Consider the following 25630-nt stretch of genomic DNA (forward strand, 5'->3'; position numbering starts at 1 on the left):
TGCCTTTCCAGCGCGGCACGTGGCGCGCGTGGCTCATCGTAGGATGGATGCGCCGCCCCATTCCAAATCAAAAGAACGATGCAAGCACAACCATCGCGCAAGGACGGCTCGATGCCGGCCAATGCCGCCCCCGCCGCTCCACTCGCCGCCGGCACACCGCTCGCGGACAGCACCGAACAAGGCTTGCCGATTCCGCAACGCTATTGGGCGATGCTGGTTATCGCCCTCGCCCTCACGCTGGCGGTGCTCGACAGCGCGATCGCCAACGTGGCGCTGCCGACCATCGCGCGCAATCTGCATGCAAGCGCAGCCGGCTCGATCTGGGTCGTCAACGCTTACCAGCTCGCCATCACCATTTCACTGCTGCCGCTTGCGTCGCTCGGCGATCGCATCGGCTACCGGCGTATCTATCTGGCCGGGCTGATCCTGTTCACGGTGGCGTCGTTCGGGTGCGCGTTGTCCACGTCACTGCCGACGCTCGCACTCGCCCGCGTGGTCCAGGGCTTCGGCGCAGCGGGCGTCATGAGCGTGAACACGGCGCTCGTACGCATGATCTATCCGCCCTCGCAGCTTGGACGCGGCGTTGCGATCAACGCGATGGTCGTTGCGATATCGTCCGCGGTCGGGCCGACGGTCGCCTCCGGCGTGCTCGCCATCGCGCCATGGCCGTGGCTGTTCGCGATCAATGTGCCGATCGGGATCGCGGCGATTATCGGCGGCTTCAAGGCGCTGCCGATGAATCCCGGCCACGAGTCTCCGTACGACTATCTGAGCGCGGTGATGAACGCGTTCGTGTTCGGTCTGCTGATCTTCGCAATCGACGGTCTCGGTCACGGCGAGCACATCCGCTGGGTCGTTATTGAGGCGCTCGTTGCGGTTGTGATCGGCTACTTCTTCGTGCGCCGTCAGTTGACTCAACCCGCGCCTCTGTTGCCGATCGATTTGCTGAGGATTCCGGTGTTCGCGCTGTCGATCGGCACCTCGGTGTGTTCGTTCTGCGCGCAGATGCTGGCTTTCGTGTCGTTGCCATTTCTGTTGCAGGACACGCTGGGTTTGTCGCAGGTAGAAACCGGTTTGCTGATGACGCCGTGGCCGGCGGTCATCATCATTGCCGCGCCGATTGCGGGTGTGCTGTCGGACAAGATATCGTCCGGATGGCTGGGTGGCGTCGGCCTCGTGACGATGACGGTGGGCCTGCTGCTGCTCGCCACCCTCGGCGCGCATCCCGAGCCCATGCAGATCGCGTGGCGCATGGCGCTGTGCGGTGCGGGCTTCGGGATATTCCAGTCGCCGAACAATCGGACCATGTTGTCCGCCGCGCCGCGCGAGCGCAGTGGCGGTGCTAGCGGGATGCTCGGCACTGCGCGCCTGACCGGGCAGACGCTCGGCGCGGCGTTGGTCGCGTTGATCTTCGGCATCGCACCGCAGAATGGGCCGACCATCACGCTGTATGTGGCAGCCTGCTTTTCAGCGGTCGCCGCCGTGGTCAGCATGATGCGTGTGAGGCAGCGCGTGAACGTGCAAGCGGCGTGAGTGCGCTGCAGGCTTAAACGCATGACCGGCCTGCTCGGGTTGTTCGCCTGACCCCGGATACAACAAGGGCGCGAACCGCAAATAGCGGTCCGCGCCCTTTTTCAACGCTTCGGCTTTATCCAAACAAACAGTTCGACGTGACCAGCGCGCGCGGCTCCTGAAGACCCCCGCGCCGCCTTTAATAACAACTACGACGACGATGCCGTCACGTCAGCGAGCTTTACCGCTTTGGCCGTCACCGAAGAAGCGGTCGCGACGTTGCGCAGATCGCCGAGGAACGTATCGCGCCAGACCGACAGATTGTTCTCGCGCATCGGCGCCATCATGTCCGCGTGACGCGCCTGACGCTCGGCGAGCGGCATCGACAGCGCACGCTCCAGCGCCTCGGCCATCTGCGACAGATCGAACGGATTGACGACCAGCGCCCCCGGCAGCTGCTCAGCCGCGCCGGCGAATTGCGACAACACGAGTACGCCCGGATCGGCCGGATCCTGAGATGCGACGTATTCCTTCGCGACCAGGTTCATCCCGTCGCGCAGCGGCGTCACATAGCCGACCTGCGATTGACGGAACAGCGCCATCAGCAGATTGCGCTCGTACTTGCGGTTCAGGTATTGGATCGGCGTCCAGTCGAGTTGCGCAAAACGACCATTGATGCGGCCGGCTTCGCCCTCCAGCGTCTGACGAATGCGCTGATATGTCTGCACATCCGCGCGTGTCGGCGGCGCGATCTGTACCAGCGATACCCGTCCGTGCCAACCCGGCGCATTCAGCAGCAGCCGTTCGAACGCCTGAAAGCGCTCCACTAGACCCTTCGAATAATCGAGCCGGTCGACGCTCATAATCAGCTTGCGTCCACGCATGCCGTCACGCAGGCTGCGCACCGGCTTACGGTCAGTGAACTGCTCGGCGGCCTTGGCGATCGCGTCCGGATAGATGCCGATCGGGTACGCGGCCACTTTCAGGAAACGGTTGTAGGCGTGCACCATGCCGTCTTCGCTCGAGGTGCCGTGCTGGCCGCGCTCGATAAAGTCGACGAACGACTGGCGGTCTGCTTCGGTCTGGAAACCGACCACGTCGTAGCTGCACATCGCCTTGACCAATTCCTCGTGCGGCGGAATGGTACGGAGTACTTCCGGCACCGGAAACGGAATATGCAGGAAGAAGCCGATGGGATTCTTCACGCCGAGCTCGCGCAGGCAGCGCGCGAACGGCAGCAGGTGATAGTCGTGCACCCAGATGATGTCATCGGGTTTGAGCAACTCCTTGAGCTGCTTGGCGAGCGTCGCGTTGACGCGCTGATAGCCCGCGTATTCCTGCCGGTCGTAGCGCGACAGGTCGTTGCGATAGTGGAACGTCGGCCACAGTGTCGCGTTGGAAAAGCCGCGATAGTACTGGTCATAGTCGCGCTTGGTGAGGCCCACCGTCGCGTACGTCACATTGCCCTGCTTTTCGATCACCGGTGCGGACGGCTCACTTACCGTTTCACCGCTCCAGCCGAACCAGACTCCGCCGGTTTCCTTCAACGCGTCCAGCACGCCGATCGCGAGGCCACCTGCCGCGGGTCGGCCTTCCTGGGTCGGCGCCACACGATTCGATACCACGATCAGTCTGCTCATTGGTGCTCCACCTAGTCAGTTGTTTCGTTGCATACGGATATGTGCCAAAGAGGTGCACGCAAGTCGCGTGCCGTTTTATGAGATGCTGAAAATAAAAATGTATGTAAATGTGACAAGCGAGCAGAAACGCGCGGCATCAGAACGCCACGAGGAATTTTTTTCTGCTTTGCGTGACGAAACCGGAACCCTTCTTACCGGCCGTCGGACGGACTCAGGCGTCCTGCTCCGAACCGAGATCGCGCTGGTACTCCAACCCTTCCTGACGCACGCCGCCCTGGTTGTGCTCGCCGTCTGGCGGCGCATTGGGCGCGACGCGGTTCTGCGCAGCCGGGTCCGGCGACTCCTCTGGGGCGTTCTTGCTGCTTGGCCGGGAGTCGCGCTTCGAGTGGCGCGCGGAACGCCGCAGTGCTGGGTGTCTCATGATTGATGCCTCCGGGGGAAGCCCGCCGCCATCGGGAGCGGCGTCAATTCAGTGTAGGGTTCACGACGGTAAATTGCCGGTAAAAGATGCGCCGGCTTTGTAACAAGTACATAAAATCAATGCGCTGGACTGCGGTCCAGCGCACAGAACACGTCAGAGTTGCATGCTGGAGGCTCGCAACGGCGGACACCGACTGGCTTGTGGCGTTTGCGTGGGCTGCGAAGGCGGATCGCCAATGGGCGGCGCAACCGGTTCGATAGGATCCGGAGTCGGACTCGGAACAGTGTCAGGCTCCGCAGGATTCGGCGGCTCGTTAGGCTCAGGACGATGAGCGTACTGCGGAAGGGGAAGCGAACAAGCGGCGGCGTATTCCGGCATATCGGTTACCTCGTTTTGCGTTCAAGAGAACCGCAGCAAGGCCCGTGCCGAATAAAAGGAAGGAGAGAGAAACCAACAAATGGTTCGAAGACCTACGCTTCGGCGCGCGCAGCGCCGCCGGAAGAATGACACCCTTGTCACTGGCGTATGCAGCGGCACGAACCCAGATTCCAGATGCACCACTACCCTATGTAAACCACGGTGCCCACTTAGCAGGAGTGGTGTGAGCCGCTTTCTTTTGCCTACTTTTCTTTGCGGCGGCAAAGAAAAGTAGGTGCCGCCCCGCACAGGGGCAACGCTAATAGACCACTAACAAAACAAGGAAAGGCACCAAAGCCAAAACAAGGAAAGGCCAAAGCCCTAAGAGCACGGACAAAAAAGCGCCGAACAGGCAAAAACCTCAAGCGCCAGCGCCCCCAACAACTCGAGACTCATCAGCAACATCCCCCTCATCCCGAGCATCATTCCCATACTCAACAAGCCGGTTATAAAGCGTCTTCAAACTAATCCCAAGAATCTCAGCGGCCCGCGTCTTAACACCACCACATTGCTCAAGCGTAGCCAGAATCAACTGCCGATCAGCCTCAGCAAGCGAGGTTCCAAAAGGAATCGTAATCGCCGTACCAGCCGCAGGCTTGGACAAAGTAATCTGCAACGGCACGGTAGCCGTACTATCCGAATCGGAACCAGACATAATGTGCGCCCGCTGCACATAATTCTTCAGCTCACGCACATTGCCCGGCCACGGATACGACATCAACATATCCTTCACAGCAGCCGGAAAATGCTTCTTCGTGCTGTGCCGCTCATTGAGCTCATCGAGGAATGCCTGCGCAAGCAAATCAACATCCTTACCGCGATCGCGCAACGGCGGCAGACTGATCGGAAACACGTTCAGACGATGGTACAAATCGAGCCTCAACTTACCTTCCAGCACAGCCTGCTCAGGATCGCGATTAGTAGCCGCAATCAGCCGCACATCCGTTTCGATTTCCTTAGTCGTCCCAACCCGCATGAACATGCCGGTTTCCAGCACGCGCAGCAACTTCACCTGCAACTCGATCGGCATTTCGGTGATTTCATCGAGGAACAGCGTGCCGCCGTTCGCACGTTCGAAATAGCCTTTGTGCTGACGGTCCGCACCGGTGAAAGAGCCGCGCTCGTGACCGAACATTTCCGATTCGATCAGGTTCGGCGAGATCGCACCGCAGTTCACCGCGAGGAACGCATGCTTACGGCGCAAGCTGAGCTGATGCAGCGTCTGGGCGGCGACTTCCTTACCGGTGCCAGACTCTCCCACCAGCATGACCGAGGCCGCCGTCGGCGCAACGCGGCCGATCTGGTCGTAAACCTCCTGCATAGCCGGCGAATTGCCGAGCATCAAACCAAAGCGGCCCATGCGGCGCAACTCGCCGCGCAACGTGCCGATTTCCGCCTTCAGGTCGCCCGCGCGCGGCAAGCGCGACAGGATCGCCTTCACGCGCTGCATGTTGATCGGCTTCACCAGGTAGTCGGTGGCGCCCATCTTCAGCGCGTTGACCGCCGACTCCACCGTGGCGTGACCGGTAATCACGATCACCTCCACACCGGAGCGCGGATCGAGATCTTCAAACAGATCGACTCCGCTGCCGTCGGGCAGCTTCAGGTCGGTAAAGACGACGTCCGGCATCTGCCGGACCAGTTGAATGCGCGCTTCGCGCAAATCGCCCGCAGTGGCGGTAGTCAAACCGTCTTCCCCGATGATGGCGGAAAGCGCCTCGCGGGTACCGGCATCGTCATCGACAATCAGTACGTGTGGCATCGCGTCTCGAAAGCCCGAAAGCGTGAATGGGGGACATGCAAAACCGCATGATAGGAAGCCGGCCGGCAGCTTGCCGCCGCGCCGCGAGTGCGTCCGAATGTGAGCACACGCTAACGTTTCGCAGCAGCGCCGGACCTCTGACTTGACTCAATATCGCAACAATCAATAGGAAAAACACCTAGGAAAGTGCAGTATTGTTGTCTGTAAACCTATTATACGGCTTTATCGGGACAAGTTTGTAATGTACGCCGGGCGCCGCTTGCGGAAGCTGCACGCTGACGCGCCGCGTCCGCAAGGCCCTGTTTTTGCCCCTCAACTGCGCGGAAACGGCCATGCGCCGTCTTTGCCATTCGGATGCGCCGAGCCGTTTGCGCCATGCGCGGTATCTGGCGTGGACGGGCCGGCAATCGCCGCCGTCACGCTGCCGGACGGCGCAACCGAGGGCGTGGCGACTGTGCCGCCCTCGCCTTCCCAGCGGCTCAGTTCACGCGCCGCAGGAACCTGCGCGGCGCGGTTTCGCTGCACGTAGCGCACAGCCAGAAATCCGCCGAGAGCCATCAGCGCGCCGAAAATACCAATTTTGGGTCGTCCCATCGTGAACTCCTTGTTGTCGTCAAGCGGATCGGCGTCGGGCGCTCCGCGTTAGCGCGTGCTGAGGACGCCAAGCAGGAAACCGGCGCCCGCGGCAATGCCGATCGAGCGCCACGGGTTGCGCCGCACGTAGCGTTCCGCATTGACGGTCGCGACCCGGTAGCGCCGTTGGGCGCTCTCCTGCGCATCGCCGAGCGCCGATTGCAGCGTTTCGACATGCGCGCCTAGCCGCTCGCGCAGTGCATCGACGCCTTCGCCCGGCACGGTGGCAGCGAGCCGCAGCATCTCTTCCGAGTCCGTCAGCAGCACTCTCAGATCATCGACAATCTTCTGCTTGCCGAGTGCAAGCTGTTGCGTGGTGTCAGTCATCATTCACTCCTATGTCTGAATTCGGCGTTTGCATCTTGTTTCCGGCACGTCGCGGACAATCGGAGAGCCGCATCCGCCGCCGGCGCGCGTCGAACAGAATCGCTCAAAAGCACACGCATATCGGATTCACGGCGCAAACGCCGTGCCCGGTAAATTTGCCGCTGTCATTCGGTACAGACCTGAGCTCAGGCACTTTCGACCGGGCCTGCGCCGGCCTATTTCGCCGACCGTCACATGGATTGCCGGAAGCGGCGTCAAAGTGGTTAAATCGAATTTCTGTGAGATAGTGGCCGCACGGGTCCGTCTTGCTACAAGGCCTGCGCGCCGCAACACCGAACCCCAATTTGCACAGGACTTTCCGTTTATGGCGTCAATCGAGCTGGACTCGCCCACCGTCTCCGCCGGCGGCAACGCTTCGGCCCAGGCGAAGCAGCGCGTCGCGGACGGCATCGCGGGACTGAAATCGTACGGGCTGCTATATGGCTCGTCGCCGGTGATGCTCGATCTGTACGAACAGATCGAACGCGTCGCCAGCACCGACGCGACCGCGCTGATCATCGGCGAATCCGGCACGGGCAAGGAACTGATCGCCCGCACGATTCACGATCAAAGCAGCCGCAAGGACGCACCGTTCGTCGCCGTGAACTGCGGCGCGATTCCGGACGAACTCATCGAAGCCGAATTGTTCGGCCACGAAAAAGGCAGCTTCACCGGCGCGGTCCAGGCCCGCGTCGGCTACTTCGAACATGCGAACGGCGGCACGCTGTTTCTCGACGAAATCACTGAAATGGCGCCGGTGCGCCAGGTCAAACTCCTGCGCGCGCTCGAGACCGGCACGTTTTTTCGAGTCGGTGGCAACGAACTGATTAGTGGTGACGTGCGCGTGATTGCGGCGACGAATCGCGACCCTGCGGTAGCGGTGAAGGAAAACGGTCTGCGTGAAGACCTGATGTACCGGCTCGCGGTTTTCCCGTTGCGCGCGCCGCCCTTGCGCGAGCGTGAAAACGATCGCGAACTGCTCGCGCAACACTTCCTTGCCTTGCTCAATCAGCAGGAAAGCGCGAGCAAGAGCTTCAGCAAACGCTCGATCGAAACACTGCGGACCTGGTCGTGGCCGGGCAACGTGCGCGAGTTGAAGAACGCGGTGTATCGCGCGTTCATTCTCGCGGAGAAGACGGTCGAACTGCCGCATCCGCATCTCGCCTCGCGCGTGAAAAAGCCCGTGACGCAGGGCGATGCGATGAGCGTGTGGATCGGCACGCCGCTCGCCGATGCGCAAAAGCAGATCATTCTCGGCACGCTCAAGTATTGCGGCGGCGACAAACGGCGCGCGGCCAAAGCGCTCGGCGTGAGTCTGAAAACGCTCTACAACCGCCTGAGCGCATACGGCGGTGAAGAAGGCTCGGACGAAGAAACCGAGCAATAAGCCGTCCCAGGCGCTCACGCGGTTCGTTCACGTGAGCCGGTGTTTTCTGCGTGCTTGCTGTCTTCTTTTGCACGCTCCTTGTGTGCTTGCTTTGCATCGCCTCTCTACTGAAACGGTCCTTTTTGCGGGGCCTTTCATCTCATAATTAATCCCTTCGCACCGCCAGGTAAATCGGCCTTTTCTCACCAGAAACCGATCTGACTCGCACCATCTTTTGCAATTGCTTGCACTTTCCCACTGCCAATTACAAATGGCATCCTGCAAAATGCGGCAGCGTACGGCGCAACGATAAGGAAGACGTGCCTTTCGCTCACGCACCGTCAACACACGCGAAACACATGTGTGAACAGTGCTTGAGCCAAAGGCACTTGCAGGAGCAGAGACAGGGAAATGCAAAAAAGTATGGTGTGGGTCGAATGGGCGAAACGAACCGCCAGCGCGTCCAACGCAGCTAAGCGCGGACGTCCGAATACAACGGCGCTCGTCGCACTAGCCGTGGCGATCACGTCGGCGTTGAGCGGCTGTAGTTCGGTCTACTCGGAAGGCGCCACTGCCGGCGCCGGTATCGCGGGCGCAGCGCTCGCGGCCAAGGTCACCAGCAATGCGGCAGTCGCCACCGGCATCGGTCTCGGCGCAGTGGCCGCGGCCCGAGCCGGCGTGCAGTACTCGGAACGCGTGGTCCACAAGAATACGCAGGACGGTATCGCCAAAATCGCCGGGCCGCTCGACGTCGGCGCAATCGCACCGTGGAGCGTGACCCACTCGGTGCCGATCGAAGACGACGAACACGGCCGCGTCACCGTCAGCCGCACGATCAGCGCCGGCGCGCTCGACTGCAAGGAAATCGTCTTCTCGGTCGATCAGACCGCCACCAAGAATGTGCCGGCGAGCAGCGCGTTCTACGTCGCGTCGATCTGCCGCGACGGCGACAACTGGAAATGGGCGTCGGCCGAACCCGCTACTGAACGCTGGGGCGCGCTGCAATGAAGGCGCTGACGCTTCCACGTCCACGGAAAGAACACGCGCTGACTGCGCAGCGGCTCATCAACGGCACGCGTACTGCCTTGGTTCCAAGCACGCCTGCGGCGGCGCTCTCCGGCAACCGGCTGCGACTCGTGCTGGCTGGTGCGCTCTGCGTCGGCGCCAGCCTGTTGACGAGCGGCTGCTCGTCGGTCGGCGCGGCGAGTGGCGCCGCAGCCGGTGTCGCGTCAGGCCTCGTCACATCCAACCCGGCAATCGGTATCGGCGTCGGCATCGCCGTACAGGCCGCGACCGATGAAGCCGTCGGCCATTACATGCGCGTCATGCACACCGATCAGCAGAACTTGATCGCCGCGCTGGCGGGTGCCATGCCGGTCGGCGAGACGCGGCCCTGGGCGGTCAAACACACGCTGCCGATTGAGAACGGCCACGGCCAGGTGCGCGTGACCCGCGCATTCAGCTCGGCGCTCGCGCTGTGCAAGGATTTCGTGTTCTCGGTTCAGGACGGCGACGGCCCGAACGCGCACGAAGACTGGTACACGGCGAGCGCATGCCGGCAGGACAAGGGCTGGAAGTGGGCGTCGGCGGAACCGGCTGTCGAGCGCTGGGGCGCTCTGCAATAAAAAAAGCGGCAGGGTCTCCCCTGCCGCTTTTTGCCTGAAGCGTCTTAATCGACTCAACCAGGTTTAAGACTCCACGTCTTCCAGACTGAAAATTTCCGTCTGGTCGTTGTACGAGAAGATCTCGCCATAACGGCCCCAGTTGATCACTGCGTCGAGCGTCTCTTCCGCGGCGCTGTCCGACAGAAAATCCTCCAGCTCCTGCTCGAAACGCACGCGCGGCGCACGATGCCCCGGCCGTTCGTTCAACACCTTCTTGATCCGCGCGGCGAGCGGCACGTGGCGCAGCAGATGTTCCGCGAACATCATCTTGCGCTCCTGGGTGCCGAATTCAGAGAACACGCGCGCCGGCGGCGTCAGGAAAATGTCCCCTTCGCGGATGTCGGCAAAGCCCAGGTGCTGCAGCACTTCGGCGACCGGGAACAGATCGTCCACCTCCAGATGCAGCGAACGGGCGATTTCCGGCATGTCGGCACGGCCGTGATACGGCGCGGCGGCCAGCGTTTCGATCAGACCGGCCATCAGGTTGGTCGACACATGCGGCAGCCAGCTGTGCAGCTCGAGGCCCTTCTTGGTCTTTTCATCCGTCTGGCGCGCGGTCATCTTCGCGTAAATGTCGTCGACCAGCCGGCGGAATGCGGGGTCCAGACGGTTACGCGGATGCTTGAACGGTACCTTGATCTCAGCGATCACACGGCCCGGATTCGACGACAGCACCAGAATCCGGTCGCACATGAACACCGCTTCCTCGATGTTGTGCGTGACGATCAGCACAGCCTTGATCGGCATGCGGCCTTGCGTCCACAGGTCGAGCAGGTCGGTACGCAGCGTTTCGGCGGTCAGCACGTCGAGCGCGGAGAACGGCTCGTCCATCAGCAGCAACGTAGGGTCGACCACCAGCGCGCGCGCAAAGCCGACGCGCTGACGCATGCCGCCCGACAACTCGCGCGGATACGCGTTTTCAAACCCGTCGAGACCGATCAGGTCGATCGCCGCCAGCGCGCGCGTACGGCGATCACTCGCGCCGACGCCTTGTGCTTCGAGTCCCGCTTCCACGTTTTGCAGCACGGTCAGCCACGGGAACAGCGCGAAGGTCTGGAACACCATCGCCACGCCCTTGGCCGGGCCGTCGAGCGGCTTGCCCATATACGTGACTTCGCCGTCGGTCGGCTCGATCAGACCTGCGATGATGCGCAACAGCGTCGACTTGCCCGAGCCCGAGCGGCCCAGCAACCCGACGATCTCCCCTTCGCGCAACGACAGATTCGCGTCGTCGAGGACGAGCAGCTCGCCCTGCGACTTGTTGAACCCGCGGCACACGTCCTTGACGCGCAAGATCTCCTCACCGAGGCGCGGCGGCATCGGCGGGGTCTGGATCGGCGCGGCGGTCATAGCAGCTTTAGGATTTTGCATCGCGTTTAGCCTTTAATTCTCAATCTAGCCGGAGCTTCGCTTCAGCGTAGGCGAACATCGGACGCCACAGCAGGCGGTTGAACAGGGTCACGAACAGGGACATCACGGCGATGCCCACAATGATCTTCGGATAGTCGCCTGCTGCGGTGGTCTGCGCGATGTACGCGCCCAAGCCATGCGCGGCAACCTTGGTGTCGCCCCACTGAACGAATTCCGCGACGATACTGGCGTTCCACGCACCGCCCGACGCGGTGATCGCGCCAGTCACGTAATAAGGGAAAATGCCCGGCAGCATCGCCTGACGCCACCATTGCCAGCCGCGAATATGGAAGTTCTTGGCCGCTTCCCGGTAGTCGTTCGGATACGAACTCGCACCGGCAATCACGTTGAACAGGATATACCACTGTGTGCCGAGCACGATCAGCGGCGACAGCCAGATGTCCGGGTTCAGATGAAAGCGCACGATGGCGATAACGAACACCGGGAACAGCAGATTCGCTGGGAACGCGGCGAGGAACTGCGCAATCGGCTGCACCTTCTCGGCCAGCGCCGGCCGCAGGCCGATCAGCACCCCGATCGGCACCCAGATCACCGAAGCAATCGCGATCAGCACCACCACCCGCAGCAACGTGATGAGCCCGAGTACGAGCACGTGCCAGACTTCGTCGAGCGACACGCCGGTCCGCACGTAGGCAACGACGCGGTACACGACATAGACCGTGGCAAGCAGCACCAGAGCTGCCCAGACAATGTCGCCGATGCGCGAAGTCTTCTCGCGCTGCGGAATATGGAACCGCGGGCCGCCAAACGCAGGCAACGTGAAGTTGACGCGCGCGGCCTTGGCGAACATCCAGCCGAGCGGCACCAGCAGACGGTGAATCAGATGGGTGCGGCGGATCAGGTCGAGCAGCCACGATTCCGGCGCATTGCCTGAGCTGGTGGTTTCCATGCGGAATTTATCGGCCCATGCGACGAGCGGGCGGAACATGAACTGGTCGTACGCAAGAATCACGACCGTCATGGCAAGGATCACCCAGCCGATTGCGTGCAGATTCTTGTCGGAAATCGCCTGCGCGAGATAAGCGCCGATCCCCGGCAACGTGATCGTGTTGTTGCCGACCGTGATGGCTTCGGAAGCGACCACGAAGAACCAGCCGCCCGACATCGACATCATCATGTTCCAGATGAGGCCCGGCATCGAGAACGGCACTTCCAGTTTCCAGAAGCGCTGCCATGAAGTCAGATGAAAGCCGCGCGACACCTCGTCCAGATCGCGCGGCACCGTGCGCAGCGACTGATAGAAGCTGAACGTCATGTTCCACGCCTGGCTCGTGAAGATCGCGAAGATCGCCGCCAGTTCAGCGCCGAGCACGCGGCCCGGGAACAGTGCGAGGAAGAACGTGACCGTAAACGAAATGTAGCCAAGCACCGGCACCGACTGCAGGATGTCGAGAATCGGCACCAGCACCATGCCGGCGCGGCGGCTCTTGGCAGCCAGCGTGCCATACACCAGCGTGAAGGTCAGCGAGGCGACCATTGCCGCCAGCATGCGCAGTGTGGTGCGCATGGCGTACTCGGGCAGATTCGTCGGGTCGAGCGAGATCGCCTGAGTCTTGAGCGTCGACATCGGCGCCAGGGTCTCGTGAAAGCCGATCGCCGCCATCGCAATGATGCAGATGATCAGCGGAAAGGCGACGAAGTCCCAACGGTTAGGCAACACCCGCCATGCAGACGCATTGGCAGTGCGCTTCAGATTGAAGCTGAAATCCATCAGACGCTCTCCCTATTCATACAGGTATTCAAACGCTCGCAGGGGGCCGCGGCTTCGGCGCGGCAGTCTGTAGATCGGTCCAGACAGAGGAAATCAGGCATGGCAAAACGCATGTGCGCGGTAAATCGTTAGCGTTGGAGACACGCGGGCCGGCCGCGGACGGGTCCGTGGGCACGCCGCCCGGGACCGCAACCGTCAAGCCAGGCCCCTGTCGCCGCAGGCGCCGCCCGAAGGCTGGCGGGCTTTCCTTGTTTTGGACGGCACGACACTACACCATCCTATGTTTCAGGCACAACCTTTCACGGCAAATAGCAATAAATAGCGTCGAACACCCCGGCAACCGCCTCCGGCCGGCGCCGCTAAAGCATGTAGAGCGAAGCATCTACTATCGGCCAACCACTTTCCCGGCAATCGCGATCACCGCGCGGATCGGGTTTCAAACACCTGTAAAACCCGTGCAGCCATTCAGAAAGCTGATGCGCTGCCGTTAAGAACCTGATGGGCAAAGCGGATGTACTTCGCATTCCCGCAATAAGGGTGGCGTCTGGCCCCATGACGGTTAAAATCAAGAGACGGCATGCCTTTTTGCGGTTTTGCCGGCCCACAACGCGGCCCACACCGAGGGCGTATCGCCAGCCGTTTCCACAGGGGCGGCACAGCGCCGGGGCGCTGCCACGAATGAGCTAGTTGCATGTCACAGCCAGACGAATCAGAGGGTCGATGAACAGGACAACCTTGCGCCAGGCAACCGGACCGATCAGCTTCGCGCTGATCGTGCTCGTTTGTTGGTTCGTGGCCGGCATGGTCGCGGACCGGATGGTACAGCAAGAGCTGGACGCGGCTTTGCGCACGCAACGCCAGATGTCCACGTCGATCGTCGACAACATGGCGGAGGTGATCGCCAGCGACCTCGCCATGTCTCGGGCCATCCCCGCAACCATGGCCGAAATGGACGTGGTCCAGCACGCGCTGGTGCAATCGCAGAATTATGCCGCGAACGGCGAAGCGGCGGAACCCGCCCTGCGCGACGCGTTGTTAAAAGACCCGCAGATGCGCACCATCAGCAATTTCCTGCACGACGCGCAAGGCTTCTCCGGGCTCGACCAGGTCTGGCTCGTCAATGCCAACGGCATCTGCGTCGCTTCGAGCAACTCCGTCAATCGACCGCTTGCAGCGGAGCACACCTTCGTCGGCGCGGATATGCGCATGCGCGGCTACCTGACGAATGCCTTGCTCGGTGCATTTTCGGAAGCTTATGGCGTCGGCCGCCAGAGCGGCGAGCCGGGCATCTTCATCGCGGCGCCGGTGTACGCCGACGGTCTGCTGGTGGGGGTTGTCGTAGCCAAGGTGGGGATCGCGCGGCTACGCCACTGGGTCGCGCATGCCGGTACCTTTGTCGCCGATGAAAACGGCGTCATCATCATGGCGCACAACAGCGCACTCGAAGGCCACGCGCTGCCGAACTCGCACGTCACGAAGATGAGCGCCGCCGAGCGCCTGACTATCTATCGCCGCGAAATCCTCCCCGACATCCAGATTCAGGTCGACACGCGGGTGCGCGAACAGGCGCCCTGGGTGCCAGCCGGTGTCGCCGAACAGTTGTTCGGCATGAGCGAGCAGCCGGCGCCATCGCTGTACCAGGCACGCAACGGTCTGAACTCGGGGCTCTCGGCGCATCTGGTCGATCCGCTCGCGGCCTGGCCGGAACTGCTGCGCAATCACAAGCGCGACCATCTGCTGGTGTTTCTGACGCTGGCCGGCACCGTCGCGCTCGCATGGGTCATCACCGTGTCGTACGTGCGCGAGCGGCGCCACCATCGCGCCACGCGCGACCTTGCAGAACAATTGCAATCGGCCAATACGCTGCTCTCGGCTGAGGCGCGCCACGATGCGCTGACCGGCGCGCTGTCGCGGCGCTACTTCCTCGACCTGCTGCGCCACGAGATCGAGCGCGCGCATGCGGGCAATGAGCCGCTGTGCATGGCGATCGCCGACCTCGACCACTTCAAGCAGATCAACGACCGCTTCGGGCACGCCGCCGGCGACCGCGCGCTCGAACATTTCGTCGACACCTGCCGGGCCGAGTTGCGCGGCACCGATGCGATCGGCCGGCTGGGTGGAGAAGAGTTCGGCCTGCTGCTGCCGGCCACGGATCTGGCTGGCGGCCGTGAAGTTGTCGAGCGCTTGCGCCTGCGTCTGAAGGCAGTTCCTTCGCCGAAGCTGCCGGCCTCGGTGGGCTTGAGCGTGAGCATCGGCATCACCGAACTCTCATCCGACGATCTGCCCGAGCGCATCATGAGCCGCGCCGACACCGCGCTTTATGCGGCAAAGACGGGCGGCCGCGACCGCACCGAAGCCCTTCCGCCCGACGACACCGCGCCGCCCGCGCGGACGGTGGTCAACGCCTGGTGACGCCTGGCGAAGGCGCACGACCTTCCCTCCAATCCGATGCGCCATCCGCAACCCAATGCGTGCGGCCGCTGATGCAAAGCAAGTCCTGGCCTCGGGCGTTCCGTAGCGAAGCAGGTATCATCAACCCTGACATTGAGGTTGCCGCTACCGCTCTAACGGGAGATTCGCATGAAGGGAAATTTGGTCATCGTCTGTCGCGATCAGGATGCTGACGCATTCGACCATCTGCTGGCCGAATATGGCGCGTTCCAGACGCGCTTGTCGTCGACCGCGTGGTATCTGAAGCTGGAGGTCGCACCGGAACTGATTCAGGAAGAGATACTCACGCGCCTCGGCAAATACACCACGCACTACATCTTCGAAGCCGAAACGGTCACGTGGAATACGGTGGATGGTGACGCGGCCAATGCGTTGAACACGCTGTTTTCAGACTAGCGCAAAGCTTGCCGGACGCTCATTCCGAACCTCGCGCTCGGACATCACGTTGCGGCATATATATAGCGGGGCAGGCGCTTGCCGCCCTTGCCCCGCTCACCCCCAGGCGTTTTCCGAGGCCACCGCGACACGCGGCACCACATCGAACGGAAAGCTCATCAAGACCCGTAAGCCACGGCCGTCGTGGTTGCCGATCTCCCACTCCCCGCCTGCACGCCGCACCAGACGCTCGACGATCGCAAGCCCCAGCCCGCTATGACCATTGCCGCCACGCGCCGGGTCGAGCCGGACGAACGGCCGGCTGGCATTGATCAGATCCTGCGCGGCGATACCGCTGCCGTTGTCGCTCACCGAAAGCGTGAAACCTTGCGCCGTGCGCGCCGTAGCGACGACGATCGGCGGCGCGCCGTAGGCATGTGCGTTGTCCAACAGGTTCGACAGGATCCGGTCGAGCGTTGCCGCCGGCAGCAGAAAACCCGGGCCTGCGTTGAGTTCGGTTCGCACCGTGGGCCCGCCGGCCGCGACCGCACGATAACTACGGACCACGCGCTCGCACTGCCCGTCCACTTCGACCGCTTCGCTGCGATCGGCGCCGTCGTGTGCGAACACCAGAAACTGTTCGACGATATGCGTCATCGAATCGACGTCGCGCACGACGCCGTCACGCATCTTCACTTCTTCCATCATTTCGGCGCGCAGCCGCAAGCGAGCCAGCGGCGTTTTCAGATCGTGCGCGACGCCGGCCAGCATGACGGCCCGATCGTTTTCGGTGCGCGCCACTTCCTGAACCATCTGGTTGAAGCCGTGCGTCAGCTGCCGCAACTCACGCGGACCGCGTTCAGGCACCGGCGGCACCGGCAAGCCGCGGCCAAAGCGCGCCACCGCCTGGGCGAGCGAGCGCAACGGCTGCTGCAGCGCCCACGCGGCAAAGAGCGCTGCCATCACCGCGAACGAAAAGATAATCGCGAGCCATAGCACCGTGCGATCGAGGGAACGCGGCGTGCGCAGTGGCTGCACCGGCACGACGATCCAACTTCGGTCCGCGGTGCCGCGCACCCACAGCGTGGGCGGACGGCCAGGCTGGCCGATCCGCACCAGCGTACCGGTGGGCATGCGATCGCGCACGTCCTCGATGAAACGTTCGAGCGGCGGCGGCAGATCCGTGCTATCCGGCGGCACATCGGCGCTCGCCGGATCGACCAGCCTGACGCGTGACGGCAAGGGCTGGTCCGGCGTACGGGCGACGTGCTGGCGCACCGCGTCGACAAGGAAGGTGGCTTCCTCGACTGCATAGCGCGCTTGCAGCTGGCTGCGCTCGAGCCGCATAAGCGCGTACCACGCGAAATGCGACAGCAGCAGCACCGCAATCACTAGCAGCGCGAGGCGCCCGAACAGCGAATCAATGGGCCGGCGCATGCTGTTCGCCATCCGGCACGAACACGTAGCCGCGTCCGCGCACCGTTTGAATAAAGCGCGGCGTGGACGGGTCGGTTTCGAGAATGCGACGCAAACGCCAGACCTGTACGTCGATGCCGCGATCGGTGCCGTCGTATTCCGGGCCATGCAGCAGTTCGAGCAGACGCTCACGTGTGAGCGTGCGCATGGGGTGATTGACGAAAATCTTCAGCAGCGCGAATTCGCTGCCCGACAGCGTGAGCGGCTTGTCTTCGAGATGCAGCGTGCGCGACTGGAAATCCAGCGTGAAGCGGCCGAAGTTGAACGGCTCGCGCTGCTCCGGCGCTGCCGCCGACGGCAGCGTGCGGCGCCGCCGCAGCACCGCCTGCACACGCGCCAACAGCTCGCGCGGGTTGAACGGCTTGCCGAGATAGTCGTCCGCGCCGAGTTCGAGCCCGACGATGCGGTCCACGTCGTCAGCACGTGCGGTCAGCATGATCACCGGGATGTCGTCGCCCGACGCGCGCAGCTTGCGCAGCGCGGTCAGCCCGTCTACGCCCGGCATCATCAGATCGAGCACGATCAGATCCGGACGCTCGCGTTCGAGCCTGCGCTCGAGCGTGCCCGCGTCATGCAGCACCGAAACTTCGATGCCCTGACGGGCCAGATAGTCGCGCAGCAGATCGCGCAATTCGACGTCGTCGTCGACAACCAGTATTTGAGTAGCCATGGGATGAAGTTTAACGCGCAGCAGGAAGGGTTTTCGATTTCAGACGGCCCGCAAGGGTTACCGGGTGTTACGGTGAAAGCCGTACGTAATGACCCGTAACAGCCGCATCAAGCCACGTAACACAGCGCTCGGCGCAGTTCTCTACGCTGTGACTTACCGAATGCAGGCCGTCCACATTATCGGTTGCATCGTCGGCTATTCCATTACAGGGAGTCTTACATGTCCACCAAAAAAATGTCGCGCGTTCTCGCCGTTGCCGCCACTGCCCTCGCCATCGGCGCGGGCGCTGCCTATGCCGCCCAACCCGCCGATCACGGCGGCCCCGGCGGCTGGCATGGCCACTTCATGAAGGAACTGACGCAACTGCACGACCAGTTGAAGCTGAACGCGGATCAGGAAAAGCAATGGCAGGCCGCGCTCGACACCATGAAACAGAACCATGAGGCCATGCGCGCCAACCATGAACAGATCAAGAACCAGATGAAGGCCGCGCAGCAACAGCCGATTCTGGATCTGAACGCCATGGCTGCCGCGCACCAGCAGGTCGAGCAGAAAGACGCGCAACTGCGTCAGCAAACCTCGGACGCGTGGCTCAAGTTCTATAACGGCTTGAACGACCAGCAGAAGACCACTGTCAGCACGGCGCTGAAGCAGCGTTTTGCGAAGATGGAAGCGCGTCACGAAAAGATGCGCGACCGCTGGGAACACCATAATAAGGGTGCAGCGTCGGCGCCGGCTGCGAATCAGTAAGCGGGTCGAAGCAGGTAGAAGACGGCTCGCGCGGCCGTCGTCCGAATGCAAAAACGCCACGGAAAAACTTCCGTGGCGTTTTTGTTTGTGTGCGGCGCACGCTTCAAGCCAGGGGACTCGTTGCGCTTGCAACCAGCCCCCTCAACCAGCAGTCATCAGGCGATGAGAACGTCCGGTGATCCGCACTTACCCGCGTGCTTACCCGTTGAGCTGACCCAGATCGAACAGCAGCACTTCGGCGTTGTCGCCCTTTTCGAGCGTCACCGTATCGGTCTCGCTGAGCTTGGCGGCGTCGCCAGCCTGCAGCGTCTGGCCATTCACGGTCAGCGCGCCCCGCGCCACGTGCACATACGCCAGCCGGCCTTTCGGCAACGCAAACGTAGCCTGTTCCGCGCCATCGATCAACGCTGCGTAAATCGATGCATCCGCGTGAATCGTCACTGAGCCGTCGCGGCCGTCGGGCGAGGCGACCACGCGCAGACGCCCGCGCTTGTCGGCGTCCTCGAAGCGCTTTTCCTCGTAGCCGGGCTGGTCACCCGCACGTTGCGGGATCACCCAGATCTGCAGGAGGTGCGCGGATTCGTCCTGCGACGCATTGAACTCGCTGTGCTGCACGCCCGTGCCGGCGCTCATGCGCTGCACGTCGCCGGGACGGATGGTCGAGCCGTTGCCCATGCTGTCGCGGTGCGCGAGCGCGCCTTCGAGCACATAGGTCACGATTTCCATATCCCGATGGCCGTGCGTGCCAAAGCCCTGGCCGCCGGCGATGCGGTCTTCGTTGATTACCCGCAACGGGCCGAAATGCACGTGTTGCGGGTCGCGGTAGTCGGCAAACGAGAAGCTGTGATACGAGTCGAGCCAGCCGTGATTGGCGTGGCCACGTTCGTCGGAACGGCGAATCTCGATCATGGGGGATCTCCCGGTGAGTAAATAGCGATGCCCAGAATGTATGGGCGCGAAGCGCACTAAACAATCGGCAACGATGCACTGGATCGTTCCATAAATCCGTGCAATCACGGCCCAGCACCGTCGCGCATGCACAACGCATGCCGCCGCCCACCGGCCGCCGGCGGCGTCCCGCACTGGCGCGCTGCCCCTGATCGGGTAAAATACCGCCCTTTTCAAGACGCGTGGGCGCCAAAGGCGCGCCGGGCGGGCCCGAAGCCACACTCGCACGCGGCGCGACAATTTTGACCGCCTAGAATAGCGACGGCCGGCCACGAGCCGGCGGTCGTCGAGATCGGCACACCACGACGATCAGTTTGATCCAGGAGAAACATGAAGAAGGCCGCACTGTGCGTGGCGCTTGCGGTCATGGCCACCGGCGCCATGGCGAAAGAGTGGAAAACCGTGCGCATCGGGGTGGACGCCAGCTACCCGCCATTCGAATCGAAGGCGGCCAGCGGCCAGGTCGTCGGCTTCGACGTCGATTTGACGAAAGCGCTGTGCGCAAGAATGAACGTCAAGTGCGTGTGGGTCGAGCAGGACCTGGATGGGATCATCCCCGCGTTGAAGGGCAAGAAGTTCGACGCGATCGTGTCATCGCTGACCGTCACGGACAAACGCCGCGCACAGATCGATTTCTCCGACACGCTATTCGATGCGCCGGCCCGCATGATCGCCAAAGCCGGCTCGCCGCTGCTGCCCACGGCTGAATCGCTGAAGGGCAAGCATGTCGGCGTCGAGCAGGGTTCGACTCAGGAAGCCTATGCCAAGGCGTACTGGGAGCCCAAAGGCGTGACCGTCGTGTCCTATCAGAATCAGGATCAGGTGTACGCCGACATCGCATCGGGGCGTCTCGACGCAGCGTTGCAGGACGAATTGCAAGCCGACGCCGGGTTCCTGAAGACGCCGCGCGGCAAAGGCTTCGCGTGGGCCGGCCCGGAAGTGAAAGACCCAAAGACGATCGGCGAAGGCACGGCCATCGGCATGCGCAAGGATGACGTCGCGCTGAAAGCGATGTTCAACCAGGCGTTGGCGCAAGTGCGCGAGGACGGTACGTTCAAAAAGCTGGAAAAGCAGTACTTCGACGTCGATATCTATCCAGGTCGTTGAGTGGAGCATGAACTCGGGGCTCGCCCGCATGGGCTTTCCCGAGGCTTCGTAATACAGTCGCTGATAGCCTCAAAAAGCAGTTTCAGAAGCAGCTTCAACCCCGATTCACAACAAGAATCGAAAAGCGCGCTGCAAGACCGGCAACGGCCATGCAGTCATGATTTGCACAGCGGTGCGCTGTGCGCCGCAGGAAACGGCGAGCTCAGGCTCGCGGCAAACGCGGTGCAGAGCTGGCCGCGTCTTTCGCGGTGCGCCACAAGCGCATCGTCAAGGACCCCATATGTTCCTTCAAGGCTACGGCCCGCTGCTTCTTAACGGCACCTGGCAAACCGTCAAACTGGCGGTGTTGTCGCTGGCGTTCGCTTTCGTGCTGGGCCTGCTCGGCGCAGCGGCGAAGCTGTCGAAAAACCGCTTCTCCTATGGTGCCGGCACCGTCTACACGACCCTCGTGCGGGGCGTGCCCGACCTGGTGCTGATGCTGCTGCTGTTCTACAGCATCCAGATCTGGCTGAATAACCTGACCGACCTGCTCGGCTGGGACCAGATCGACATCGACCCATTCGTGGCCGGCGTCGCGGTGCTGGGCTTCATCTACGGCGCGTACTTCACCGAGACTTTCCGCGGCGCGTTCCTCGCGGTGCCGCGCGGCCAGCTCGAAGCGGGCTCGGCCTACGGCATGACCGGCTGGCAGGTGTTCACGCGGATCATGTTCCCGCAGATGATGCGCTTCGCGCTGCCCGGCATCGGCAACAACTGGCAGGTGATGGTGAAAGCCACGGCGCTGGTGTCGATCATCGGTCTCGCCGATGTCGTCAAGGCCTCGCAGGATGCGGGCAAGGGCACGCTGCGGTTCTTCTTCTTCACCCTGTTCGCAGGGGCGATCTATCTCGTCATCACCACAGTGTCCAACTTCGTGCTGATGTACCTCGAAAAGCGTTACTCGACCGGCGTGCGAAAGGCGGATCTATGATCGAGATCATTCAGGAATACTGGCGCAACTATCTGTATACCGACGGCTACCGCCTCACCGGCGTCGTGATCACGCTGTGGCTGCTGGTGGTGTCGATCGGACTCGGCTTCTGCCTGTCGATTCCGCTCTCGGTCGCGCGCGTGTCGAAGAAGAAATGGCTCGCCGGTCTGGTCTGGCTGTATACGTATGTCTTCCGCGGCACGCCGCTCTACGTGCAACTGCTGCTCTGCTACACCGGCCTGTACAGCCTCGAAATCATCCGCAACCACGAGCTGACCAACGCGTTCTTCCGCGACGGCATGCATTGCACGCTGCTCGCGTTCACGCTGAACACCTGCGCGTACACCACCGAGATTTTCGCGGGCGCGATCAAGGCCACGCCGTATGGCGAGATCGAAGCGGCGCGCGCGTATGGCATGTCGTCGTTCACACTGTACCGGCGAGTGATTCTGCCGTCGGCGCTGCGCCGCGCGTTGCCGTACTACAGCAATGAAGTGATCCTGATGCTGCACGCCACCACCGTCGCGTTCACCGCGACCGTGCCGGACATTCTCAAGATCGCCCGTGACGTGAACTCGGCCACGTACCAGTCGTTCAACGCGTTCGGTATCGCCGCCCTGCTCTATCTGTTGATTTCTTTTGCGCTCGTGTGGCTGTTCCGCCGCGCCGAGCGCCGCTGGCTCGCTTACCTGCGGCCGCAAGGCAAGTAAACAAGATGGGCGCACGCCCCCAAGCAAGTAAGCCCGCCAAGGATCCCGATGAACACCAAGAAGCAAAAGCTCTTCGTCGACGAGCTTCACAAACAGTACGGCGACAACGAAGTCCTCAAGGGCGTGTCGCTGAAGGCCAACGCCGGCGACGTGATCAGCGTGATCGGCTCATCCGGTTCGGGCAAGAGCACGATGCTCCGCTGCATCAACTTCCTCGAGCAGCCGAACTCCGGACGCATCTTCGTCGACGGCGAAGAAGTCCGCACGCAGATCGCGAAGAACGGCGCTTTGCGCGTATCCGATCCGAAGCAGTTGCAGCGCGTGCGCACCAGGCTGTCGATGGTGTTCCAGCACTTCAATCTGTGGGCGCATATGAACGTGCTCGAGAACATCATTGAGGCGCCGGTCAACGTGCTGGGCTTAAAGCGCAAAGAAGCCGAAGAGCGCGCGCGTGAATATCTCGAGAAAGTGGGCCTCGCACCTCGTCTCGAGAAACAGTACCCGTCGCATCTGTCGGGCGGTCAGCAGCAACGCGTCGCGATTGCGCGCGCGCTGGCCATGCACCCTGACGTGATGCTGTTCGACGAACCGACTTCGGCGCTCGATCCCGAGCTGGTCGGCGAAGTGCTCAAGGTCATGCAGACGCTCGCCGAAGAAGGCCGCACGATGATCGTCGTCACGCACGAAATGGCGTTCGCGCGCAACGTGTCGAATCACGTGATGTTCCTGCATCAAGGCCGGGTCGAAGAAGAAGGCCATCCGGACGAAGTCTTCAAGAACACGAAGAGCGAACGGCTCAAGCAGTTCCTCTCTGGCAGCCTCAAATAAGACTGCCGTAAAGCCTGGTATTTGGGCTGTAGTCAAAGTAGCATTACAAGGCGCTTACGAGCGCCTTTTTTACTTCGCTCACCTGTGCATTCTGGTCATTCTGGCCTCGAAACTGTGCACGAACCTGCCTCTAACCGCCCTCTTTCCGCCTTACTCTGCCGCATTTGAAGCGTCAATAGTGGCAATCCTTGACGTGGTCCGTCCCAATCCGTGATTCCCTTATGGCATAAGGGTTTCCCGCCTTTTGGGGGATATCGCAACGATTCCTTGCACACATTCGTATTGCAATTTGGAGACACCGGCCCAAGCCGGTACTAATTTCTTCTCCCACTCCAGGGTATTTTTGATAAATTAGTAACCAAAGTAGCAAAACAAAGTTCATTAAAAGTAGTTTCACTTCAAAGCAACAGAGGAGAACCGGTCGGCGAGGGATCGGCATGGCGCGAAGAATAGCCCGCTGAGGCTATCCGTCACGACAGGAGACCCAATCCACCCGCTAATCTCCCTGGTACCGATTTCTGTTCGGCGCGCTTGCGTCCGAACACCATTCGCAGTACTGGGTTTCACTTTTTGACAGGGTATGGAGGAGAAGATGAAGAAAGCTTTGCTCGCCGCTGCGTTGATGACAGCCGGTGTAGTTGCGCACGCCCAAAGCAGCGTAACGCTGTACGGCCGCCTTGACGCCGGCCTGGAATACATGACGGGTGTTCCGCAAGGCACGGGTGCAAACGGCCAGGCAACTGGCAGCACGAACCGTTGGCGCGCGGAAAGCGGCGACTGGGGTACGAGCCTGTGGGGTTTGAAGGGCGTTGAGGACATCGGTGGCGGCAACAAGGTCCTGTTCCAGTTGGAAGGCTCCTTCAACACCATGACGGGTGCAGGCCCTGGCGGCGGCGGTCTCTTCAATCGTTGGGCAACCGTCGGTTTGTCGAACGACCAGTACGGTACGTTCACGATGGGCCGCATGCTCTATATCTCGAACGGCGTGTGGGACTTTGACCCGTTCGGTCAATCGAACTGGTCGTCGGCATCGCTGGTGCGTGGCCGCAACTGGCCGCAATCGAGCAACAACTTCGCGTACCAGTCGCCGAAGATCGCAGGCTTTGACTTCTACGGTCAATACGCTCTGTCGAACGCAACGAGCTGGAACGGTAACGGCACGACGGCTCAAGGTCGCGAAGCAGGCGCACAGGTCACCTACACGAACTCGCTGTTCCAGGTTCGCGGCCTGTACGACGAAATCCGCAACCCGGCTAACGGCAGCCTGTACGGCCCGACCGCCACCGGCGTCAATACGGCCAACATCGGAACTGGCGTGTTCGCGGCATCGCGTGAATACTCGGCTCTCGTGAACGTGTTCCTCGGCCAGTTCAAGATTCAGGCCGCTTACCAGGCTATCCGTTCGGCGGGTGCGACGGGTGTTCTGCCGGGCACGCCGACCACGCTCGACCACGAATGGGGTGGTGTGACGTGGCAAGCAACGCCGGCTGCAGCACTGATCGCAGCGGTCTATCACGTGAACGGCAACAATGGCGCAGGCAATGCGACGATCTACACGATCGGCGGCTCGTACAACCTGTCCAAGCGCACGCTGCTGGATCTGCAGATCGCAACAACGCAAAACAGCAAGACGGCTAACTACGGCCTGAATGCGAATAACTCGGGCACGGCGACCTCAACGGACAACCCGCTGCCGGGTCATAGCCAAACTGGTGTGTACGCAGGTATTCAACACTCGTTCTAATCGAACAGTGTGCCCCGAGGGGATTTCCTTCGGGGTGTAGTCAGAAGTTCTTCAAGAGAATCTTTTTCACGCTGCTGCGAGAGGCGCGTATCGGTGCGATGTCCGAAAGGGTATCGCACCGTTTTTTATTTGCGCGCACGGTTTTGCCACTGCCCCGGCGCACCTGATCGGTGCGTGCGTGCCGCGGATGTCAATACCGGCGCTTTAACTCTGCGTTTCAACAGTACGAGTCGAACCGCTCAAACCGCCGCTTCGTTCTCCTCACCCGTGCGAATCCGGATCACCCGCTCCACGTCCGCGACGAAAATCTTGCCGTCGCCGATCTTGCCGGTGCGCGCCGCGCCGATGATCGCGTCGATCACCTGATCGCACTGATTGTCCGCAACCACGACTTCGATCTTCACTTTCGGCAGAAAGTCGACCACGTACTCTGCACCACGATAGAGCTCGGTGTGGCCTTTTTGCCGACCGAAGCCTTTGACTTCCGTCACGGTCAACCCCGTGAGGCCGACTTCAGCAAGCGCCTCGCGCACTTCGTCGAGTTTGAACGGTTTGATGACTGCAGTGATGCGCTTCATGGCGGACCTCATCTCGTGATTGGAAGGTTGAAAGGGAAATGGATGATTTTTATTCTACGCCGCGCCGGATGCGTTGCGGCAATCCGGCGCGTGCTTCTGG

Annotated in this window: 24 protein-coding genes; 12 read left to right on the top strand and 12 right to left on the bottom strand. The window is 61.9% G+C overall.

All coding sequences use genetic code 11. From position 1 onward, the window contains the following. The first annotated feature begins 78 nt into the window (after positions 1–78). Positions 79–1533, top strand: coding sequence for an MFS transporter (locus tag KHO30_RS32070; RefSeq protein WP_211703343.1), 1455 nt, complete (start codon positions 79–81; stop codon positions 1531–1533). A gap of 188 nt (positions 1534–1721) precedes the next feature. On the opposite strand, the gene otsA is transcribed toward KHO30_RS32070, so the two are convergent. The 6 genes from otsA to KHO30_RS32095 form a co-directional block, all read right to left on the bottom strand. Continuing rightward, entirely contained in the window at positions 1722–3152 is a 1431-nt protein-coding gene (gene otsA, locus KHO30_RS32075; RefSeq protein ID WP_093643822.1) for an alpha,alpha-trehalose-phosphate synthase (UDP-forming), read from the bottom strand. Positions 3153–3363: 211 nt separating this feature from the next. After that, the gene (locus KHO30_RS32080; protein WP_093643824.1) at positions 3364–3573 is read right to left on the bottom strand and encodes a hypothetical protein; all 210 of its coding nucleotides are present in this window, start codon (positions 3571–3573) and stop codon (positions 3364–3366) included. 153 nt (positions 3574–3726) lie between these two features. Continuing rightward, a complete protein-coding gene (locus KHO30_RS39380) occupies positions 3727–3951 on the bottom strand; it encodes a hypothetical protein (protein WP_244864184.1) in 225 nt (74 codons plus the stop codon). Positions 3952–4351: 400 nt separating this feature from the next. Continuing rightward, on the bottom strand, positions 4352–5752 hold the full coding sequence (locus KHO30_RS32085) for a sigma-54-dependent transcriptional regulator (protein ID WP_093643829.1): 1401 nt from the start codon (positions 5750–5752) through the stop codon (positions 4352–4354). A gap of 312 nt (positions 5753–6064) precedes the next feature. After that, positions 6065–6346, bottom strand: a complete 282-nt coding sequence (locus KHO30_RS32090) for a hypothetical protein (RefSeq protein WP_093643831.1) — start codon at positions 6344–6346, stop codon at positions 6065–6067. Between the two features lie 48 nt (positions 6347–6394). Beyond that, a complete protein-coding gene (locus KHO30_RS32095) occupies positions 6395–6712 on the bottom strand; it encodes an ElaB/YgaM/YqjD family protein (protein WP_093643834.1) in 318 nt (105 codons plus the stop codon). Between the two features lie 364 nt (positions 6713–7076). Here KHO30_RS32095 and KHO30_RS32100 point away from each other — a divergent pair, with 364 nt between their 5' ends. From KHO30_RS32100 to KHO30_RS32110, 3 genes are all read left to right on the top strand, one after another. Next, complete coding sequence (locus KHO30_RS32100; RefSeq protein WP_200650756.1) at positions 7077–8138, top strand: sigma-54 interaction domain-containing protein; 1062 nt, start codon at positions 7077–7079, stop codon at positions 8136–8138. 390 nt (positions 8139–8528) lie between these two features. Further along, complete coding sequence (locus KHO30_RS32105) at positions 8529–9125, top strand: hypothetical protein (RefSeq protein WP_200620195.1); 597 nt, start codon at positions 8529–8531, stop codon at positions 9123–9125. Next, positions 9122–9742, top strand: a complete 621-nt coding sequence (locus KHO30_RS32110) for a hypothetical protein (RefSeq protein ID WP_244864185.1) — start codon at positions 9122–9124, stop codon at positions 9740–9742. The genes KHO30_RS32105 and KHO30_RS32110 overlap by 4 nt, the downstream gene beginning before the upstream one ends. Before the next feature lie 63 nt (positions 9743–9805). Here KHO30_RS32110 and KHO30_RS32115 read toward each other — a convergent pair whose 3' ends face one another. Both KHO30_RS32115 and KHO30_RS32120 read right to left on the bottom strand, forming a co-directional pair. Then, complete coding sequence (locus tag KHO30_RS32115) at positions 9806–11152, bottom strand: ABC transporter ATP-binding protein (protein ID WP_093643836.1); 1347 nt, start codon at positions 11150–11152, stop codon at positions 9806–9808. A 19-nt stretch (positions 11153–11171) separates the two neighbouring features. Next, on the bottom strand, positions 11172–12923 hold the full coding sequence (locus KHO30_RS32120) for an ABC transporter permease (RefSeq protein WP_093643837.1): 1752 nt from the start codon (positions 12921–12923) through the stop codon (positions 11172–11174). A gap of 720 nt (positions 12924–13643) precedes the next feature. On the opposite strand from KHO30_RS32120, the gene KHO30_RS32125 reads away from it, so the two are divergent. After that, entirely contained in the window at positions 13644–15335 is a 1692-nt protein-coding gene (locus KHO30_RS32125) for a sensor domain-containing diguanylate cyclase (RefSeq protein ID WP_200650755.1), read from the top strand. A gap of 168 nt (positions 15336–15503) precedes the next feature. Further along, a complete protein-coding gene (locus tag KHO30_RS32130) occupies positions 15504–15770 on the top strand; it encodes a hypothetical protein (RefSeq protein WP_054035057.1) in 267 nt (88 codons plus the stop codon). 96 nt (positions 15771–15866) lie between these two features. On the opposite strand, the gene KHO30_RS32135 is transcribed toward KHO30_RS32130, so the two are convergent. Continuing rightward, on the bottom strand, positions 15867–17186 hold the full coding sequence (locus KHO30_RS32135; RefSeq protein ID WP_093643841.1) for an ATP-binding protein: 1320 nt from the start codon (positions 17184–17186) through the stop codon (positions 15867–15869). Next, positions 17170–17895, bottom strand: a complete 726-nt coding sequence (locus KHO30_RS32140; RefSeq protein ID WP_054035058.1) for a response regulator — start codon at positions 17893–17895, stop codon at positions 17170–17172. Before KHO30_RS32140 ends, KHO30_RS32135 begins: the two co-directional genes overlap by 17 nt. Positions 17896–18114: 219 nt before the next feature. On the opposite strand from KHO30_RS32140, the gene KHO30_RS32145 reads away from it, so the two are divergent. After that, on the top strand, positions 18115–18645 hold the full coding sequence (locus KHO30_RS32145) for a Spy/CpxP family protein refolding chaperone (RefSeq protein WP_054035059.1): 531 nt from the start codon (positions 18115–18117) through the stop codon (positions 18643–18645). Between the two features lie 198 nt (positions 18646–18843). Here KHO30_RS32145 and KHO30_RS32150 read toward each other — a convergent pair whose 3' ends face one another. Next, complete coding sequence (locus KHO30_RS32150; protein WP_200650754.1) at positions 18844–19554, bottom strand: pirin family protein; 711 nt, start codon at positions 19552–19554, stop codon at positions 18844–18846. Between the two features lie 369 nt (positions 19555–19923). Here KHO30_RS32150 and KHO30_RS32155 point away from each other — a divergent pair, with 369 nt between their 5' ends. The 5 genes from KHO30_RS32155 (at position 19924) to KHO30_RS32175 (ending at position 24952) form a co-directional block, all read left to right on the top strand. Further along, complete coding sequence (locus KHO30_RS32155; RefSeq protein ID WP_211703344.1) at positions 19924–20700, top strand: ABC transporter substrate-binding protein; 777 nt, start codon at positions 19924–19926, stop codon at positions 20698–20700. 280 nt (positions 20701–20980) lie between these two features. Beyond that, a complete protein-coding gene (locus tag KHO30_RS32160; protein WP_093643848.1) occupies positions 20981–21670 on the top strand; it encodes an ABC transporter permease in 690 nt (229 codons plus the stop codon). Further along, on the top strand, positions 21667–22380 hold the full coding sequence (locus KHO30_RS32165; protein WP_054035061.1) for an ABC transporter permease: 714 nt from the start codon (positions 21667–21669) through the stop codon (positions 22378–22380). The genes KHO30_RS32160 and KHO30_RS32165 overlap by 4 nt, the downstream gene beginning before the upstream one ends. Positions 22381–22428: 48 nt before the next feature. Next, on the top strand, positions 22429–23208 hold the full coding sequence (locus KHO30_RS32170) for an ABC transporter ATP-binding protein (protein ID WP_093643850.1): 780 nt from the start codon (positions 22429–22431) through the stop codon (positions 23206–23208). Positions 23209–23800: 592 nt separating this feature from the next. Continuing rightward, a complete protein-coding gene (locus tag KHO30_RS32175) occupies positions 23801–24952 on the top strand; it encodes a porin (protein WP_093643852.1) in 1152 nt (383 codons plus the stop codon). A gap of 239 nt (positions 24953–25191) precedes the next feature. Here the strand turns inward: KHO30_RS32175 and glnK are convergent, their stop codons facing one another. After that, positions 25192–25530, bottom strand: a complete 339-nt coding sequence (glnK, locus tag KHO30_RS32180) for a P-II family nitrogen regulator (RefSeq protein WP_006048444.1) — start codon at positions 25528–25530, stop codon at positions 25192–25194. Between the last annotated feature and the right edge of the window lie 100 nt (positions 25531–25630).

This window comes from Paraburkholderia aspalathi (assembly GCF_905220735.1).
GTDB classification, from domain to species: domain Bacteria; phylum Pseudomonadota; class Gammaproteobacteria; order Burkholderiales; family Burkholderiaceae; genus Paraburkholderia; species Paraburkholderia aspalathi.